We start from the raw sequence: 17828 nt of genomic DNA, 5'->3' as shown, positions 1-17828 counted from the left end.
GTGGTCGACGAGGACGCCGCCGCGGTGGCCGCGCTGCTGGAGGCCGTGGCGGAACACGCCGGTCCGCCCGTCCCGCTGTCCGAACTGGGCCGGCGGGCCGGGCTGAGCGGCCCGGTCGCCGACGCCGCGGCACCGATGGTGGGGGCCCTGCTGGGCGCGTTCGGCGTGCTGCGCCCCGGGCAGGATCCCGTGGTCGTCAGCCCGCAGGCGCGCTGCTTCCTGCGGAGCATCGCCTCCTACGTGCGGTCGGGCCGTTCGGTCCTCGACAACTGGGAGCGTCCCGGAACGGCGGAGCCGCCGTACACCGGCCGGCAGGTCCTGTCCGGGCCGCAGTTCCTCTACCTGGCCGAGGAGCGCCGGCTCGCCCTGGATCCCGACGCCGAGCCGCTGCGCCGGACGGAGGTCGTGCAGGTGGTGGTGAAGACCCGCCTCCGGGGCCGCGGCGGCCGCGCCCACTACCTGGTGTTGTACGACGACCGCGCCCGCCAGTACCAGCTGCCGGGCGGCCACGTCCGTTCCTCGGACGCCGACGCGCGCGCGGCGGCCTTCCGTGAGCTGGAGGAGGAGCTGCCCGGCTACCACCACGTCCCCGGCCGGGACAGCCTGCGGGAGCTCGGCACGGTGCCCATCGTGCAGTTGTCCCGGACGTTCGGGGCGATCACGGAGTACCGCATCACCTTCTTCCAGCTGGAGTGCCCGGTCGCGGACCTCCCGGTCGGCCCCGGTGGCCGCTGGGTGCCCGAGGCCGACGTCCTGGACCCGACGACCACGCTCGACGGCGCGAGCCTGAACGTCGCCGCTCTGGAGGAGCTGGACCGGTCCCTGCCCGGCCGGCTGAGCGGGCTGCCACTGAGCCTGCCCGGCGTCCGGCGCCGCTCGCTGCGCGAGGTGGTCCGGGACCGCCCGTGGGAGGTGGTGGGCCTGGTGATCGGGGTCCTGGGCCTGGTCGTGTCCCTCGTGCCCCTGCTGACGTAGCGCCCCCGCCGGAGCGGCCCGGGGCTTCGCTCACGGGCCGATGGCCTGCAGGGAGAGCCAGAGGGCGAGGGTGGCGGCGAGCAGGGCGGCGGGGACGGTGAGCAGGCCGAGGAGGGTGAACTCCTTCAGGCCGATCTCGTGCTCGTGGTGGTGCGCGATGCGCCGCCACAGCAGGGTCGCCAGGGAGCCGGCGTAGGTGAGGTTGGGGCCGATGTTCACGCCCAGCAGCACCGCCAGGACGGCGCCGGGACCGGAAGGTGCGGCCAGCGGGACGAGGGCGAGGACGGCCGGCAGGTTGTTGATCAGGTTGGCGAGCAGGGCGGCCAGCGCGGCGGTCCCGAGCAGGGCGGGCAGGGAGGTGCCGTCGGGCACCACGCGTCCGAGGGCCTCGCCGAGTCCGTGGTCGACCACGGCCCGTACGACGATGCCGAGGGCGAGGACGAAGGCGAGGAAGGGCAGGGCGGCCGAGCGGACGATCGCGACCGGAGTGGTGTGGCGCCGGACCAGCGCGCGTACGGCGAGGACCGTCGCGCCGGCGGCCGCGACCCAGGCCGGGTCGACGCCGAGCGCCGACGCCACCGCGAAACCGGCCAGCGTCGCGGCCACGGTGACGAGGGCGAACAGCGGCAGTTCCGGGGGCTCCTCCGGCCGGGCCGTCTCCGTGGCCGCGTCGAGGTCGGCGGCGAAGAAGCGGCGGAAGACGACGTACTCGACCGCGATGGCCGCCAGCCACGGCAGCGTCATGAGCAGCGCGAAGTGGGTGAAGGTCAGTCCGGCGGCGGTGAAGGCGAGCAGGTTCGTCAGGTTCGACACCGGCAGGAGCAGCGAGGCCGTGTTGGACAGATGGGCGCTGGCGTACACGTGCGGCTTGGGCCGGGCGCCCATGCGGGCGGCGGTGGCGAAGACCACCGGGGTCAGCAGGACCACGGTGGCGTCGAGGCTCAGTGCGGCCGTGATCACGGACGCCAGGGCGAAGACCGCGCCGAGCAGGCGTCGAGGCCGCCGGTGCGCCCAGCGCGCCATCCAGGTCCCGCAGGCGTGGAAGAGCCCCTCGTCGTCGCAGAGCTTGGCGAGCACCAGCACGGCGGCCAGGAAGCCGATCACCGGTCCGAGCCGGGCCGCCTCCTCCCGTACGGCCTCCAGCGGGATCGCGCCCGTGGCCACGACGACCGCGGCGGCGGGCACCGCGAAGGCCGCCTCGGGCCAGCGGAAGGGGCGGACGACGGCACAGACCAGCACCACGACCAGGGCGGCGACGGACAGGAACTCGAGCAGCACGCCCCCGATCATCCCGGCCGGACCGCCACACCGAACGGGCACCCCCTCCGGACACGCCGGACACCCCTGCCCCCGGCCCCCCGGCAGAGAGGCGAGCGGGCCGGGCGCCCCGGTCACGGCCGCCCGGTCACGGGCGCCTCTCCGGGGCCGGGCCGGGGACGCGGGCGACGTGGTCGTCGGTGAACGTCCCGGCGGGGTCGAGGCGGGCGCGGGGCAGCACGTCACGGCGGTGCGCATGCCGCGGCGCCTGCCCTCCCCGCGGGTCACGCCCGCGAAGGACCGGGTCGCCGCTCCGCAGCGGAAAGCCGCCCTCCGGCCGAGATGTCCCCTCGGCCAGGAGGGCGGCTGCCCGTCGGTGATCGCGCCTCGGCTCAGACGTCGGACGCGCGAGCGCCCGGTGTCGGGTCAGGAGGGGTCGCCGTACAGGAGGCCGCGGCCGTTGGTGCCGATGTAGACGCGGCCGTAGGCGTCCGGGTCGCCGGTGACGACGCCGACGCCACCGATGGCGCCCCACTGGTGGGCGTCGTCGTTGACGCGGAGCCAGGTGGCGCCCCGGTCGGTGGAGCGGAAGACGCCGGTGACGTCCTTGACCGTGCCGATCAGGTACAGGGCCTGGTAGGAGGCGCCGGGTGCGGCCTTGCCGAAGCCGAGGGCGGATGCGGACGTCACCGTGGTGAGCACGGTGAAGGTGCGGCCGCCGTCGGTGGAGTGCTGCAGCCCCCGACCGCCGCCGGCGATCCACAGGTCCCCCGCGATGCCGGGGACGGCCGTGAGCCGGCCATCGGCGGGAAGGCCGGTGGCCCGGGTGGTGAAGGTCGCTCCGCCGTCGGTGCTGGCGTGGAGCGTGCCGCCGTTCAGCGAGTAGAAGGTCCGGGCCGAGGAGCGGTCGGCGATGACGACGGCGCCGGCGCCCAGTCCGCCGACCCTCGACCAGCTCGCCCCCTTGTCGGTCGACCGGTACGGGGCCTGGCCGGCCTGGGTCCAGACGATGGTCGAGCCGTCGGCCGCGAGCGCGACGCGGCCGTCCTGGGCACCGGCCACCGGCTCGGCCCCGAAGCCGTTCCAGCTGATGCCGCCGTCGGTGGAGTAGGCGCCGTCCTGCGCGCCGCCGTGGCCGACGCGGACCATCATCGAGGGCGTGGACTGGGCGAAGTCGATGTCCGTGCTGTTGGTCATCACCGGATTGCTCAGCCGCCCGGCCGGGACCTTGTTCAGGTCGTCGTGGCGGAAACCGCCCTGGTCACCCATGGCGGTGACGACGGCGGCGCCGCCGGGCGGGGCGATCGCGTCCATCAGCGCGGTCTCCTCGAGGCCCCGCGCCCCCGCGGTCCAGTGGCTGGTGCCGCCGCTGTCGGTGGCGTCGGCGTCCTTGCTGCGCCAGATGCCGTTGCCGGTGCCGTACAGCACGTGCCCGGAGTCGAAGGGGTCGATGGCCAGGGCGGTCATCCAGTGACCGGTGTGGGTGCCGGCGTACGGAGCACCCGAGGCGTCCCGCACCGACGTGTCCGCCAGTGCCTTCCAGGTCGTGCCGCCGTCGGTGGTGCGGTAGATCTCGTCCTCGGGCCACCAGCGGTCGAGGGTCGTGACCATCACCGTGGACGGCTTGCGCGGGTCGACGGCCAGTCCGGAGAAGCCGTAGCCGCCCTGGGAGGGGGACACGTTCTTCCAAGCCCCGCCGCTCGGCGTGTACTTCCACACCGAGCCCCCCGTCACGCCGTTGGGGCCGAGGGCATTGGTGTACGTCAGGTAGAGCGAGCCGTCACCGGAGAGCACGCCGTGCTGCGGCAACTGGCCCGTGGGCCGGCCGGGGACGGCCTGCCAGGTGGTGCCGCCGTCGGTGGAGCGGTACAGGGAGACGGACCTGTCGGCGACGCCGACGTAGACCGTGCCGCTGCCTGCCGGGCCGTACGTCACGAAGGAGACGCCGCCGCCGCTGCCCGCCCCGTCCTTGACGGGGAACGAGGAGACCTGCCGCCACGTCGCACCGCTGTCCGTGCTGCGCCACAGGCCGTTCTTACGGGTGCCCAGGAGCAGGGTGCGGTGGTCCGAAGGGTCGATCACCAACCGCTCACCGGCCCCGCGACCGTCCTCGTTGCCGCCCAGTTTGAACGGCAGAGCGGTGCGCTGGAAGGTGCGACCACGGTCGGTGGAGCGCAGGATCGCGCCGTTGCCGGCCCAGTCGTTGGTGTAGGTGCCGGTCGCGAGGTAGAGCCGGTCGGCGTCGACGGGGTCGGTGGCCAGCGCGTCGATGCCCAGCAGGTTCCAGTCCTGCTCGCCGAGCCAGTCGGTCAGCGGGATCCACTGCTCGGCCGCGGCGTCCCAGCGGTAGGCGCCGCCCATGTCGGTACGCGCGTACAGCAGCCCCTTCTCCCGGGGGTTGAACACCAGCCCGGTGACGTAACCCCCGCCCACCACCTGGGCGTTCTTCCACGCGTACGGTCCGGTCCCGGTGGCCGGGGCCTCGGCCGTCCTCACCAGCTTCCACTGCTGGTTGGTGCTGCCATGGCCGCCGTACTGGATGACCGCCGCGCCGTCTGCCGTGGAGCCTCCGGAGACGTCCAGGACCTGGCCGCTCCTGCGGGAGGTGAGGGTGACGGCGCCGGAACCGCTCACCTCGTCGATCCGCCACTCCTGGGAGGCGGAGGAGCTGTCGGTCTGCTGCTCGGCGGCAGCCGCCCGCGCGGTCGAATCGCCCGCTATGCCGAGCACTTTGCCGCTGTTGCGGTTCACCAGCTCGTAGTAGCCGTCGCCGGTGGAGCGCAGCCTCCACTGCTGGTTGGCCGTGTTCTGATCGGTCCACTGCTGGATACGGGTGCCGTCCGCGGTGGAGAAGGCGTTGACGTCCAGCACCTTGCCGCTGCGTACCGAGACCAGCTTGTAGGAGGCGCTGTCGTCGACCGTCGCGGCCTGCGAGTCGTCCTGCACGAACAGGAGGTACGGCACGACGGTGGCGGGCACACCGAGCAGCAGAGCGGTGGCGGTCCTGCGACGGCGGTGACGTCCGCGGCGTCCGGCGTTGGTGGGGTTGTTCATGGGGGGTGTTTCTCCTTGTGCAACCGTGGATCGGGCAGGTCAGCGCTGCAGGGTGAGGACGCCCGGCCGGTACGGCAGTTGGTCGTAGGGTCCGCTCGCGGTGGGGGGCTTGCCCTGGTACAGGAACTGCAGGTTGCAGGGGTCGATGGTCATGGTCTGGTCGGGGTTGGTGCGGATCAGGTCACCGTGGCTGATGTCGTCGGTCCAGGTGGCGCCGCTGTTGGCCTTGCCCGCGAAGGGGTTGTTCTCGCCGGCGGCCTGCGGGGTCCACGCACCGTTCAGGGCGGAGGCCGTGAACGAGCGGAAGTAGCGACGCTCGTTCGCACCCCGGGCCTCGACGATCATGAGGTACTGGTTCTGGCCCTGGACCTTGTAGACCTGCGGCGCCTCGAAGAGGTTCTTCGCCGTGTCGCTCATGACCGTCGTGTACGAGGAGCCGAAGGTGCCCGGGAAGTTCCCGATCGGCATGCTCGCCCGGTAGATCTTGCCGTTGTCACCGGCGAAGAACAGGTACATGTTCTTCTCGTCGGCGATCAGGGTCTGGTCGATCGGGCCGGTGCCGGATTCGGTGCGGGGGATGCTGCCGGTGAACAGCGGCTGCGGCGCGGACCAGCTGTCGGGGTTGGCGGGGTCGCTCGACGTGCGGTAGCTGAAGGGCGAGGCACCCCACTGGTACGCGAGCACCCAGATCTTCTTGGGCGCGAAGTAGAATAGGGTCGGCGCCACCGCGTTCCGGCCCATCCGGATCTGGCCGGCCGAGGCCATGTCCGGCCAGTTCGTGAAGGGGCTGAACGCCATCGAGCCGTACGAGGTTCCCGACGCGCTCGACGCGTAGACGAGGTGCTTGCCGCCCAGCATCACGTGGGTGAAGTCCTTCACCGCGACCCACCCGTTCGACGGCTGCGCGAGGGGACCCGTCGAACTCCACCGGTACGTCGGCGGAAGGGCGCACGTTCCGCCGCCCGTCAGGGAGGGGCCGGTCCACTTCTGGTTGCCGGCGGACGCACAGGAGTACAGCTGGATCGTGGTGCCGTTCGCGGTGGCGGCGCCGACGGCGTCGAGGCACAGCCCGGACTGGACGCCGGTGATCGAGCCGTCGGTGTTGATCTTCCACTGCTGGTTGGCGCCGCCGTTGCAGTCCCAGATGACCACCGGGGTGCCGTTGGTGGTGCCCTTGCCCCGGGCGTCCAGACACTTGTCGCCGTGCACCTTCAGCTGCTTGGCGGCGGTGTGGGTCCAGCGCTGGTCGGTCTGTCCGCTGCAGTCCCACAGTCGGGCCCGGGTGCCGTTGGTGGTGGAGCCGGGGACGCCGAGACAGCGGCCGGAGGCCACGCCCTTGATCTCCCCCGTACCGTCGGTCGGCCTGCCCGGGGTGGTACCGGAGCCGGAACGGAGAGCGCTCATGACGGCGGTGTACGCGGGCTTGGGCGTGCCACCGCTGTCGAACAGCAGCGGGCTCTCGCCGCTGCGCCAGGAGTCGCTGTCACGGACGCCCCAGACCGTGATGCCGGTGCACCGGGGCACGGACAGGCAGGTGCTGACCGTGTTCGCGTAGTGGGCGGGCGAGGCCTGGGCGATGTCCAGTTCGGTGATCTGGACGTCGACGCCCAGGGCGGCGAAGCCGGCCAAGGTGGTCCTGAAGCTCGCCGGCGGGCCGCCCGCCCCGAAGTGGCTCTGGAACCCGACGCAGTCGATCGGCACGCCGCGGGACCTGAAGTCCTTGACCATGCGGTAGACGCCCTGGGTCTTGGCGTCCGACCAGTTCTCGATGTTGTAGTCGTTGTAGCAGAGCTTGGCCGAGGGATCGGCGGCGCGGGCGGTGCGGAACGCCTCCTCGATGAAGCCGTCGCCCAGCACCTTCTGGAAGACCGAGTCGCGGAGCCGGCCGGTGCCGCCGTCGGCGAACGCCTCGTTGACCACGTCCCAGGCGTAGATCCTGCCCTGGTAGTGGCTGATCTCGGTGGTGATGTGGTGGTTCATCACGTCGCGCAGCGTCTTCGCGTCGTGGATGGCCCCGACCCAGGAGGGGAGCTGCGAGTGCCAGACCGTGGTGTGGCCGCGCAGGCGCTGGCCGCGCGCCAGGGCCCGATCGACGATCCGGTCCGCAGGGCCGAAGCTGAAGTTGCCGCGGGACGGTTCGACGGCGTCCCACTTCATCTCGTTCTCCGGGGTGATCATGCTGAACTCCCGGTCGGCGATCGCGGTGTACGCGGAGTCGCCGAGCCTGCCCGCGGCCACGGCCGTGCCGAAGTACCGGCCCGAGGGGGCGGCCTGGGTGCCCAGACCCGCGGCCCCGGCGGAGCTCGGGAGGAGCGTCACGACGCCGGCCACCAGCGCCGTGGCCGACAGCCCTGTCGCCCATGTCCGGCGACGCCGGCGGAGCCGGTGCAGGCCCTTCATGATTCACCTCGCGGGTGCTGCGTTCCGGTCGCGCTGGGTTCGTGGGTGTGTCGCGTCATGTGAGGTGCTTTCTTCAGGGGGATACGTCAGTGGGGAAGTCGGGTCCCTGCCCCGACGGCACGTCATGACGTGCCGCGGGAAGGACCCCCCTGAAGTGGAGGCTTGCGAGCGTGCGGTCTCGTAACGGAAAAGTCGCGCCGCCCGCAGGATTGCCCGGTGACGCATCTCGCAGGGAGAAAGTGTTATGCCGGACGCCCTGGCCTGGTCGCGCCCAGGGAAGAGGGGCGCCGCACCGGACTTCGGCGGACGCCGGTCACGGCGTGGGGCAGGAACCCTGGGGATCAGGCGGGAGGAACAACGGCGGTGACTGCGCGGCTCGGTCGGGGGCGCCCGAGGAGCGCCGCTCAGGCTCCGGGGCTGCGCACGATGAAGGAGGCCTGGCCGGCGAAGGCCCGCGTGCCGTCGGAGCCGTCGAGCCAGATACCGCCGTCGCGGTGGCGGAGCACCGATCCCGGATAGTTGTGCGCGTGCAGGGTCACGGACCCGGCGACCGCCCCGGGACGGGGGCAGAAGGTGGCGTCTTCACGGAACAGGGCGCTGCCGTCGTCGGTGCTCAGCCGCAGCCGCAGGTAGTGGTGGCGAAGATAACGGCCGTCCGCGGCGCGGAAGGTGACGCACCGCGGGTCGGCCAGTCCCCCGACGACCGTGAAGGTGACCCGCTGGCGTGCCTGCGCGCTGCTGGACCCGGCGACGCCGCCGAGCGCAGCGAAGTCGCCCGTGTACGTGACGAACAGGCCGGGACTGTCCGCGGACTCCAGCGACCGTGCGCCCAGCGGGACGGTGCCCGCGACGGCGGACGGGCCGACCGACGGCGGGCTCACCGGGGCCGGATCCGCCGGGGCCGGTCCGGCCGACGTGGTGCTGCGCGAGGGAAGGGGCGTGGGAGTGCCGACCGTGGGAGCGGCGGTGGCGCCGGGCACCCGGGGCGCCGGTTCGGGCCAGGTCGCGTAGGTGGCGGTCCCGGCGATGAGCACCGCGCCGGTCGCGAGGCTCACCAGCGGATGAGCGGTCACCGTCTGGAGTTTGCCGATCAGAGCGCCGTGCAGACCGCCTCCCCCCGTCGCCGTCGCCGTGCCGGCGGCGACGGGGGCCGCGACCAGCCCGGCGGCACTCGCTGCCGTACCCGACAGCACGCCCTTGGCGGCCAGCGCGGCGATCAGTGCGGCCGGGACGGCCAGCGTCGTGAGGCTGAGGGGCAGCAGTTCGGCCGGAACCCGTTCCGTCGCCGTCCCCGTGCAGGCCGGGCAGTCACGCGTGTGCCGCGCGATCCGCTTGCGCCACACCGACGCACGGTCACCGTCCCAGCCGACGACGGTCCCGGCCAGCTGCGGACAGCGCGGGTCGGCCTCCAGCGCGGCGACGATCGTCCGGCACAGCTCCAGCTGCTCGCGCATGCGCTGCAGGCGCACTCCGACGTGCGCGACCGTGAGACCCGTCGCGGCGGCCATGTCCTCCCGGCTGAGCAGGCCGGCGCATTCCTGCCACCACAGGGACAGCAGCAGCCGGTGGTCCGGGTCGAGCCATCGGCCGGCCTCGACGACCCGGCGCCGCTCGTCCGACACGTGCAGCCGCAGGATCGTCACGTCCACGGGCTCGGCGCCGGCGTCCGGTATCCGGTGTGCCTCGTCGAGGACCGTGGTCCGGTCGGCGAGGGCGTGCTGCCGGTGCCAGTGGGTGTTGATCTGACGGAGCGTGATCGACACCAGCCAGGACCGGAAACTCTCCGGGGCACGCAGGGCGGGGAGGTCACGCACCACGCGCAGCAGGGTCTCCTGGACGACGTCGTCGACGTCGGCATGTCCGCTCAGCGCTCGCCCGACGATGTTGTAGACCAACGGCAGGTACGCGGCGATCAGCTCCTCGCGCGCCCGGTCGTCACCGGCCCGCGCCGCGACGACCAGCCCCACGTGGTCTGCATCGATGAGACCCATTCCCACCTTCCCCAGGGAGCGATCCGCCGAGTAGGCGGCACACCCTAGCCGCGACGAAGGCATACAACCAAAGCCTGCGCCCCGGGCGGACGGCTTGGCCCGTGCCGACGGGGAAGGCCGTGGGGCGGCCCCGGCGCAGGAGGCGGCCGCGTTTCGTGAGTAGCTGCCGGCCGCTGGAGCGGTGTCTGAACGGCGGCTCCGAGAGGGCTCGGCAGCGGAGACCCGGCGCCCGCTACGGAGAGGGGCCTCAGGCGCGAGGCTGTAGGTCGCGACCACGGGGCCGCTGGGTGTCTCAGGCTCCTGTCGATCCGGCCCGGGCGGGATGCAGCGGGCCGAGACCGGTCATGATCGGGCCCTTGTCGTAGCCCTCGCTGGCGGGCGGGAAGGGGGGCGGGGCGTCGCGCAGTTGCTTCCACAGGGGGTTCAGGCCGAGGGTGCCGCGTTCACGGGTGGTGGGACTACGAGAAGCCCGCCATCGGCGCGGACGGCATGCGTCCGGCGGAGGGAATGATGGTCGACTCCAAGTACGTACAGGACGCCGACGACTACTACCGGCAGGCGATGAACGAGCACCAGCAGATCCGGGGTCTGGAGATCGTCACCAACGACAAGGAAGCCGCGGCGTACTCGCAGACGCTCATGGCCCTCCAGCAGCTTCCCGGAACCGCCCGGTACGTGAAGTGACCCACCCCAGGAAGGACGCACCCCATGACGCACGATGACGACGGCCGGACCACGTTCTTGTTCTACGCCCCGGAGCGGGAACCGCACGCCTGGGGCCTCGACCTGGCCGGCCTCGGCGAAGCCCTGCGGGAATCGTTCCCCAAGGTTCGCTATAAGGTCCGCCAGGACCGCACGCACCAGGGCGAGCCGTACCTCTCCTTCTGGGCCGGCACCGACGACGGCACCGGGTACGACGGCACCGCCACCGTCCACGGGCGGGACTGCGTGATGCTGTCCGACACCACGGCCACCGAGGCGGCCCCCTTCCTGCTTTGGCTGCGCGACACCTACCTGCCCGCCCCCGACCTCGTCCGCTTCAGCAGCGGGCCGGCCGTGGAACGGGGCATCGAGACGGACTGGCGCCTCCCCGTCGACGGCGACAGGGCAAGAGTGGCCGACGAACTCCGCCACCACCTCTCGGTCGTGGAAGGGGCCTGACTCACCCCACCGGTGGGTAGGGCAGTGCCCGGTGTTCGTCGGGCCTGGCTGATCCCGAGCTTGACGCCCCATCAGAAGGAGCGTCGCGAGCGTCGTCCCAGCGTCAAGATATCGCCCACACCGCCCACACCGCGCACCCGCAAAACCCCAGGTCAGGCGTCCTTCTTCACCGGCTCCAGGATCGCCACGCACTCCACGTGGTGCGTCATCGGGAACATGTAGAGGTGCCCCGCCAGCGAAGAAGGTGCAGGTCAGAGGCCACTTCCCTCTGACGCACGAGGCTCCGTGCGTCAAACGTGCGTCACACCCGGAGGGATCGACGAACACGTGCGTCAAGGCCCAAGAATCCCTGCACCGCCACGCCCCTCGGGCTAAGCGCCTGAGCTGACGCTACCGGAAAGCGCGACAGCGTCGGAAGGCGCACGATCTGAGCGTGCGCCTTCCGACGCTGAGTGGGGCGTACAGCCAGTCAACACTGCGGGACAGCCTACGCACAGTCATCTAGCTGGCAACCCTCATGCAGCCAAGGCCGGGATAATCAGCTGGGACTCAAGGCGTGTCCAGCCGCCCAGCACCGCCTGATGGGCATCTGGGGCGAGGTGGGCATACCGCTGTGTCGTCTGGTAGCTCTCGTGACCAAGGAGGTGCTGCACCTCGTACAGCGAGACCCCGTTTTGGACCAGCCACGAAGCGCACGTGTGGCGGGTGGAGTGCGGCGGGTAATGCGGCACCGGGCGCAGCTCCCCGAGGTCATGGAACTTCGCCTCCTCGACCGCCGGCCACCAGACGTACTTCCGCCAGTTGCCATCGTCGAGCAGCCGTCCGGCCCGCCCCTTCGTGACGGTGGTGAAGACGACACCATCTCTTTCTCGGCCGTGCATGTGGAGCGCCAACGCTTCCAGCACGTGATCGGGGATTGGGACCTCCCGGCGGCTCCTGGAGCTCTTCGGGTACTCCTTGATCCCCGACTTCGTGTTGACCTCCACCACGAATAGCCGACCACGGCGCCAGTCGATGCGATGGCCGTGCAGCCCTGCGAGCTCACCCCACCTCAGCCCGGTATAGAAGGCCAGCAAGACCATGGTCTGCCAGGGCTGGTCCAGCTTGGCGATGATCGCCTGCGCCTGGGGCACCGTAAACCATTGGGGTGGTTTGACCGCCTCCGGAGGAAGGTCGATTCCACGGCAGGGGGTGACCGATATCAGGTCCTCCTCGACCGCCGCCTTCACGATGGACGACATCAGGTTGTAGGCCCTGCGGATTGCCGATGCACCGGTGCCGGCCACCGTCATCCTGCGCACCCAGGACTGAACGTCGAGCCGTGCGATGTCACGCAACTCCCAGTCGGCCCAGTGGGGAATCACGTGATTTCGGATGGATGACGCGTCACCTCGGCGAGTGTGCGGCTCAACAACGCGGGCTTCCCACCATCGATCGTGCCAAGCGCTGAATTTGATCTTTCCGGCAAGGGGATCACGATACGCCGACCTACTGAGTTTTGCTTCTTCGTCCAGGCCCCAAGCTCGGGCCTGAGACCGCAAGGGAAAGGTTTCGCTGTACCGCTCACCGGCTCGGTTCCTGACAGTGACCTGCCACTTACCGGAGGGGAGCTTACGAAGGTAGGGCATTAATTCTCTCTGCGACGCAATGCATACAAACAGCAAGGAGGAAGTGGACTACCCCGAGCGCCTGCACGAGGCCGTCGATGTGCGCCGGCCCACGAATGCATGCACATCGCCGCTAGGTATCCGCACTCGCGAGCGCCCATGGCCCGTGCGGAGGTCGACAACCGACAATTCCCCCAACTCGATGTACCGGTAAACGGACCTGCGGCTGATGTCGAGCATTTCAGCAACACGGGGAACGGAGAGTAGGGGCTCGCACACGTTTCGACCTTTCGCCTAACACGACAAGTCCCGTGAGCATGCTCGCCGGAGTGCCAACGGAGCTCACAGGAACAGACGGGACGGCCAGCACCATCCACCGCCAAGTAGCCGGTGCGACCGATATCCATGGTCGCCAGAATCGCCGGTTAGGCTAACCGGCGTTCATGGGCTATGTTGCGCTCCGCTTCGCGCTGCTGCTGCCGTCTCTCGTCACGGCCGGCCTCGTCAGCGTGTGAGCGCGTATGCCCGTTCACCTGTCGTTTCGTGGTCGACAACGCAAGCGAGAAGACCGTCCCCCGTCAGTCGAGCGAGGCTTCGCGATGTGGTGCGTTCGGGATGTCCGATACCGCGAGCAACCTGCCGAGCCACGACCCCGGGATGCCTGGCCACGTAGGAGAGGACAACGCGGTCCCGACGGTAATCATGTTGCAGAGGATCATCTCCGAACAGCCCAGCAGCACACACGCTCGATACGCCCCCTAAATCGTTACACGTCTGGGCCAAGACGGCGTGCATTGCTCCGAGCGCGAACAGGAGGGGCATGAAACTCGGACGGACAATGAAATCCTTGAAGACAGAGGACCTCCCAAGATCCGCAACTGCTGGCGGGACGGGTGTAGGTTGACATGCTTCCACGCAGGCTTCCACTCCCAGTCCGGTTGTTTGTGTCTGCCGTGAGCGATGCCGATCCTGACCTTGCCCCGCGACGGCACCGCGCGCCCGCTCCAAGGAATTCGGCGTCGAAATGGCGACCACGAAGTGGCGCCCTTTTCAAAGTGCACGGGCTGCCACGGCACCGATCACACACGTCGGGACGGAGCTGGGCGGCCTGCCTGGGCTTTGCACGGCCGGGCAGATGACCACGCCCTACGAACCCGCCGCCGCAAGCTTCCCCGGTGTTCCCGTGCGCAGAGCCCCGGGGCAGGCGACGGGTCCCAGAATGCTCAGCGGTACCAGTCGAGGGGCTCCGCCGCGTACGTGCCGTCGGAGAGGACCACGTCCGTCAGCTCGAACCGCTGGCGGCGGTCGGTGGCCAGCTCCTGCCAGGTGATGACCGCGCCGGCAGGCCGGCTGCTGGCGAGCTGGACCACGAGGCCGTCCGGAGCCCGTGTACCGATCAGGGTGTACATGCGGGCCGGTCGTGCTGCAGCCCCGTCTCCGCCCGGTGCGGTGCCGCGCCGGGCACTGCGACGGCCGCGGGCCCTTGCGACGAGGGCGACAGTCACGACCACTGCGCAGCCCCCCAGAAGCTCCGCGATCGAGCCAGTGATCACATCGTTCAGCATGTCGGTAAGTTCTTCCTCTCTGCCACAGCGACTGTGCCCTCAGTCGAGTAACCCCGCACGGACCGCAAGACGTCCATGGAGTCGCCTGCTTGCGCCCCGCGCCCCATTGAGCCAGACGGCGAATTTCCCTCTCCACGACACTTCGCAGGGTTCTAAGGTGCGGACGTGACCCGCGACGACACCTCACCTGCGGACCAGGAGCTGCTCAGGCTCCTCCACGACCGCGACCTGGCCGTATCAGCGGCGCAGTTGGAACGCTGGCGGCGAGCTGGCCTCCTGCCGCGGCACGCCCGTAAGGCACTGGGCAGAGGCCGCGGCTCGACATCCGTTCTGGACCCCCGGACCGTGGAGATCGCCGATGTCCTGGCGCGGTGCAGCGGGCAGGGCAAGGACCTGCGTGCCGCAGTCCTGGCTTGGTACATGCGAGCCGGTACACCAGGAGCGCACTCCCGCCAGCCCGTCCCGGAGCCTCCCTTCGAACCTGTTCGCGACGCCCTCGTGTGGGCCCTGCGCCGCAGTCCTGTCCAGCGCCTGATCGAGCAGGCCCGTCGGGCGCGCAACGACACCGAAACGGATGCCCTCTACGCCGATGCGGAGAAGTACCTGGCCCGCTCGCCGGGCCCGTTCGGCCATCCGGGCCGCATGCGGGAAGCACTTCTCGACAGCAGCCAGGACATCCAGCCGCCACCACGCGGTGGACAGCGCAGCATGGTCAACCTCATCGCGGTACTCGGACTGCCACAGGGGGAAGTGAGCGGGGAGAGCGTCGCGCAGGCGATGACCGTCTCCGGGCTGATGCTGCCAGGAGTGGACGGCGCGACCATGGCCGCAGCATTCGAGCAGGCTGAGCGAGACGGAACCCTGGAGCAGGTGCTACGCGTGGCACGGCAGCGTGACGTTGTGGCTGAAGCCCGAACCGTCACCCCTGAGAGGCTCGCTCACGCACGGGAAGCCGCCCGCGTCCTGGCCTTCTGCGGCAGCGTGTACCTGATGCACGGTCTGCTGCTCCCGGACACCCCCGGCCAGCAAGCCATCCGCGCCAAAATCGACGAGCTGGGCCTGGGCGAAGCCACAATCGCGGCAACCCGAAGTTTCGACAAAGTCGAGGCGGCCAGCGTGCTCAGCTTCTGCTTGGACCCCTCCTTCGACCATCTCGCCGAGCAGCTCAACGACGTCATGACGGAGCACATGGCCAGCGTCTTCCGCCGCCCTGGAGAACTGGACTCGGCAGAGGACCTCATGGCCCAGTGGCTGGCAGCGCTCCAGGACGCAGCAGCGCGGTAGCGGGGTTGACCTGCAGCTCGACGCTTGGCCAAATACCGAACCGGGGCGTTGAAGGGCACAACCGTTAGGCCATATCCCTCGTACGGTGCTGGCTCCAGGCAGGGAGCAGGTTCCCTCGTCAGAGAATGTTCCAGGTGAGCTGCTTGTCCCGCTTTCGGAGCCCTTCGACCCGCCGCTGGATCTCGCTCAGAGACTCAGGGGCATGCCGGACCTTCCGCGCATTAGTGGTGATCATGCGCAGTTCACGAATGTCACGCAAGACCGGGTAGTCGATGTCTCTCGTGACGTCCCACCCGTAGGTGTCGGCGAACGCTTGGTAGTGCGCCTGGCCATAGCCGAACCGCCGGCAGTGAACCTCAACCGTGACGAGGTCCCATTCCGGCTGCCCCTGGGCGACCGTGTCCCAGTCGCACAGCACCGCTGACCCGTCGGTGGTGTGCAGCGCGTTTCGGTGCTGAGGGTCACCCTGTATCAGTCCTGGTGCGAGGGAGAACCGGACGTCCCGCAGTGCCTCTTCCAGCCGGTCCGCCTCCTCCTCCAAGAATCCGAGGGCTACGGCAGGAAGGCACGTGATCGCGGCCAATGAGCGACGGATCGCACGGATGTTGTCGTGCTCGGCAAGGGCGATCGGGGGTGAGGGCAGCGAGTGGAGCGCCTTGAGGGGCCCAGCCAGTTGCCCGGCCGCCACCGGGTGGTCGGGCTGAGGCAAGTAGGTCCATAGAGTGACCGCGTGCCCATCAACGATCAACGGCTGATCACAAGGGTGAAGAGGGACGGTGGGGAAGCCAGCGTCGAGAAGCCAGCGTACGAACGTGACTGTGCGCGCGACGCTTTCGACGTCGGTTCCCTTCCGGGCAACCTTGGCCACCACCTGCTCCTTCTCCAAGAGGAGAACCGCATTGGTGTGGCCCCGCAGGAGGCGCGCATCACGGCTGTCGAGGCCAGCCTTCGTACAGGCCCGCTCTAGTACCTGGTACATCTCGAACTCGTCGAACCCACCGGGGGCCGGCGTGATTGTCATGTCGCACAGGCTTACCGACAAGTGCCCGTCCTGTCACATCCGGGCCGGCGGCAGTTCGATGATCTCAAGGAGCTCGCGTGCCGCCCGGCCAGTCCGTATCGCCGGCGGGAGGACCTCCACGACCTCGCGGGCCCGCTCCTCAACGATGGGTGTGCGGTGGGCGGGGTCCATCCGTAGGAAGGTGACGCCGGCCAGCTGGCACGCTTCGTCCGGGCTTCGTTCCCGTGCGTAGCAGATCGCGGCTTCGAGACGGAGAAGCGCCGGGTCGATTCCTGTCTTGTCCTGGTAGAGGGTGAGCGCCTCCTCCTGTACTTGGCGTGCCTCGCGCGTATGGCCGAGAGCCGTCAGAGTCCCGCTCTTGTAGAGCAGGTAGCGGCGCACCGGGAAGGCGAACGCGTCGTTCGCCGAGTCCCCGCCGAACTGTTCAAACGCCTTCGTCGCGTAGCGCAAAGCAGCTTCGGCCTCGGCCGTGGCACCCAGCTTCGCCAGCGCCCGAGCCTCTGCTGCCGCCGCGAAGGCGTGCGTGGCGCTGGTTCGGAATCTGCTGCTGATGGACCTGGCCTCCCGGCACAAGTTCACCGCGTGGGTGATCGGACCGTAGTAGAAGGGGAGCATCGCAGCCTGGGCCCGGACGCGAGCTCGAAGCTCCGCGTTCCCGCTGTCGTCCGCGGCGGTGCGAGCGGTGGCGTACCAGGATCGCGATCGCGGGAGGTCGCCGAGCTTCATGAGGGCGTCGGCCGTGAGAGTCGAGAGCATCGCCGTCAGCTCGGAGAGCCGGACCTGGACGGCGGCCGGCTGTCGGGATGCGGCCAGCCCCTCGACCTCTCCCAGAAGGTCCAGGAGATGGCCGAGCATCTGCGTCGGCGGTGTGTGGATGTACTCCTGGCTGGCCCAGAGAACCATCTCGTCGATGTGGTCCAGCTGGCTGGAGTTCACCGTGGCGGAGGCGAGGGTGCGATCGATCGCACGTCGCGCGGCGTCGACCCGGTACCCGAGGTGCTCGGCGGCCGTGGGAACCCGCTCGCCGATGGCGGGCGCCAGGAAGTCCGCGGTCGGGGGGCCATGCCGGGGCTCTGCCCGCAGAGAGACCGCTGCGACCACCTCGGGCGCGTCCAGGCCCAGGTCTCCTGGCGAGCAGTCGTAGAAGGCGGCGAGGACGAGCACGGTGGAGTCAATCGGCCGATGCCGTCCGGTCTCCCACAGTCGCAGCTGTTCCACCGTGACTCGGGGAGCGTTGTCCACGCCGGAGACGAGCCGACGAATCTGGTCTGCCGCTTCAGAGAGGGTCAATCCCTTGGCGAGACGTTGTGCGCGGAGGTGGGAAACGGAGCAGTGCGCCTGAATCGCGCGGGCGATCTCGCCCGTATTTTGTCCGCGTTTGGTACCGGTCTCGCGTAACCGCTTTGCGCAGGAGGGGCCATGAGGTGCTGGACCACGTCGCATGAGATCGGCTCCCTTCAACTCGCCCACCAGCGTAGCGACATGCATTCAGTTGGGTGTCAAGAACGCGTGA

At 70.0% G+C, this 17828-nt stretch carries 13 protein-coding genes; 4 read left to right on the top strand and 9 right to left on the bottom strand.

The features are described 5' to 3' along the window. Entirely contained in the window at positions 1–975 is a 975-nt protein-coding gene (locus tag ACGF1Z_RS27380) for an NUDIX domain-containing protein (protein WP_393008412.1), read from the top strand. Between the two features lie 30 nt (positions 976–1005). On the opposite strand, the gene ACGF1Z_RS27375 is transcribed toward ACGF1Z_RS27380, so the two are convergent. From ACGF1Z_RS27375 to ACGF1Z_RS27360, 4 genes are all read right to left on the bottom strand, one after another. Beyond that, the gene (locus ACGF1Z_RS27375; RefSeq protein WP_393008410.1) at positions 1006–2265 is read right to left on the bottom strand and encodes an SLC13 family permease; all 1260 of its coding nucleotides are present in this window, start codon (positions 2263–2265) and stop codon (positions 1006–1008) included. A 393-nt stretch (positions 2266–2658) separates the two neighbouring features. Beyond that, positions 2659–5286 (bottom strand): RICIN domain-containing protein, encoded by a 2628-nt coding sequence (locus ACGF1Z_RS27370; RefSeq protein WP_393008408.1) that lies wholly within the window; start codon positions 5284–5286, stop codon positions 2659–2661. 39 nt (positions 5287–5325) lie between these two features. Beyond that, positions 5326–7686: a non-reducing end alpha-L-arabinofuranosidase family hydrolase gene (locus tag ACGF1Z_RS27365; protein ID WP_393008406.1), complete on the bottom strand. Its 2361-nt coding sequence runs from the start codon at positions 7684–7686 to the stop codon at positions 5326–5328. 404 nt (positions 7687–8090) lie between these two features. Beyond that, positions 8091–9677, bottom strand: coding sequence for a sigma-70 family RNA polymerase sigma factor (locus ACGF1Z_RS27360; RefSeq protein ID WP_393008404.1), 1587 nt, complete (start codon positions 9675–9677; stop codon positions 8091–8093). 474 nt (positions 9678–10151) lie between these two features. Here ACGF1Z_RS27360 and ACGF1Z_RS27355 point away from each other — a divergent pair, with 474 nt between their 5' ends. Together ACGF1Z_RS27355 and ACGF1Z_RS27350 are read left to right on the top strand one after the other, a co-directional pair. Then, the gene (locus ACGF1Z_RS27355; RefSeq protein ID WP_393008492.1) at positions 10152–10361 is read left to right on the top strand and encodes a restriction endonuclease fold toxin-2 domain-containing protein; all 210 of its coding nucleotides are present in this window, start codon (positions 10152–10154) and stop codon (positions 10359–10361) included. Between the two features lie 24 nt (positions 10362–10385). Next, entirely contained in the window at positions 10386–10838 is a 453-nt protein-coding gene (locus ACGF1Z_RS27350; RefSeq protein WP_393008402.1) for a hypothetical protein, read from the top strand. Positions 10839–11353: 515 nt separating this feature from the next. Here the strand turns inward: ACGF1Z_RS27350 and ACGF1Z_RS27345 are convergent. The 3 genes from ACGF1Z_RS27345 to ACGF1Z_RS27335 all read right to left on the bottom strand — a co-directional run bounded on the left by ACGF1Z_RS27345 (position 11354) and on the right by ACGF1Z_RS27335 (position 13854). Continuing rightward, positions 11354–12202, bottom strand: coding sequence for a tyrosine-type recombinase/integrase (locus ACGF1Z_RS27345; protein WP_393008400.1), 849 nt, complete (start codon positions 12200–12202; stop codon positions 11354–11356). Between the two features lie 312 nt (positions 12203–12514). Continuing rightward, positions 12515–12724, bottom strand: a complete 210-nt coding sequence (locus ACGF1Z_RS27340; protein WP_393008398.1) for a helix-turn-helix domain-containing protein — start codon at positions 12722–12724, stop codon at positions 12515–12517. Between the two features lie 944 nt (positions 12725–13668). Beyond that, positions 13669–13854, bottom strand: a complete 186-nt coding sequence (locus ACGF1Z_RS27335; protein WP_393008396.1) for a hypothetical protein — start codon at positions 13852–13854, stop codon at positions 13669–13671. Positions 13855–14175: 321 nt separating this feature from the next. Between ACGF1Z_RS27335 and ACGF1Z_RS27330 the strand changes: the two genes are divergently transcribed. Continuing rightward, entirely contained in the window at positions 14176–15294 is a 1119-nt protein-coding gene (locus tag ACGF1Z_RS27330) for a hypothetical protein (protein ID WP_393008394.1), read from the top strand. Between the two features lie 118 nt (positions 15295–15412). Here the strand turns inward: ACGF1Z_RS27330 and ACGF1Z_RS27325 are convergent, their stop codons facing one another. Both ACGF1Z_RS27325 and ACGF1Z_RS27320 read right to left on the bottom strand, forming a co-directional pair. Further along, positions 15413–16315: a phosphotransferase family protein gene (locus ACGF1Z_RS27325; RefSeq protein WP_393008392.1), complete on the bottom strand. Its 903-nt coding sequence runs from the start codon at positions 16313–16315 to the stop codon at positions 15413–15415. A 33-nt stretch (positions 16316–16348) separates the two neighbouring features. Continuing rightward, positions 16349–17533, bottom strand: coding sequence for an XRE family transcriptional regulator (locus ACGF1Z_RS27320; protein ID WP_393008390.1), 1185 nt, complete (start codon positions 17531–17533; stop codon positions 16349–16351). Between the last annotated feature and the right edge of the window lie 295 nt (positions 17534–17828).

Origin of the sequence: Streptomyces sp. NPDC048018, from assembly GCF_043202995.1 — a bacterium.
Lineage (GTDB): Bacteria > Actinomycetota > Actinomycetes > Streptomycetales > Streptomycetaceae > Streptomyces.
Note: the sequence above shows the minus strand (reverse complement) of the source record. Positions and strands in the feature narration are given on the sequence as shown.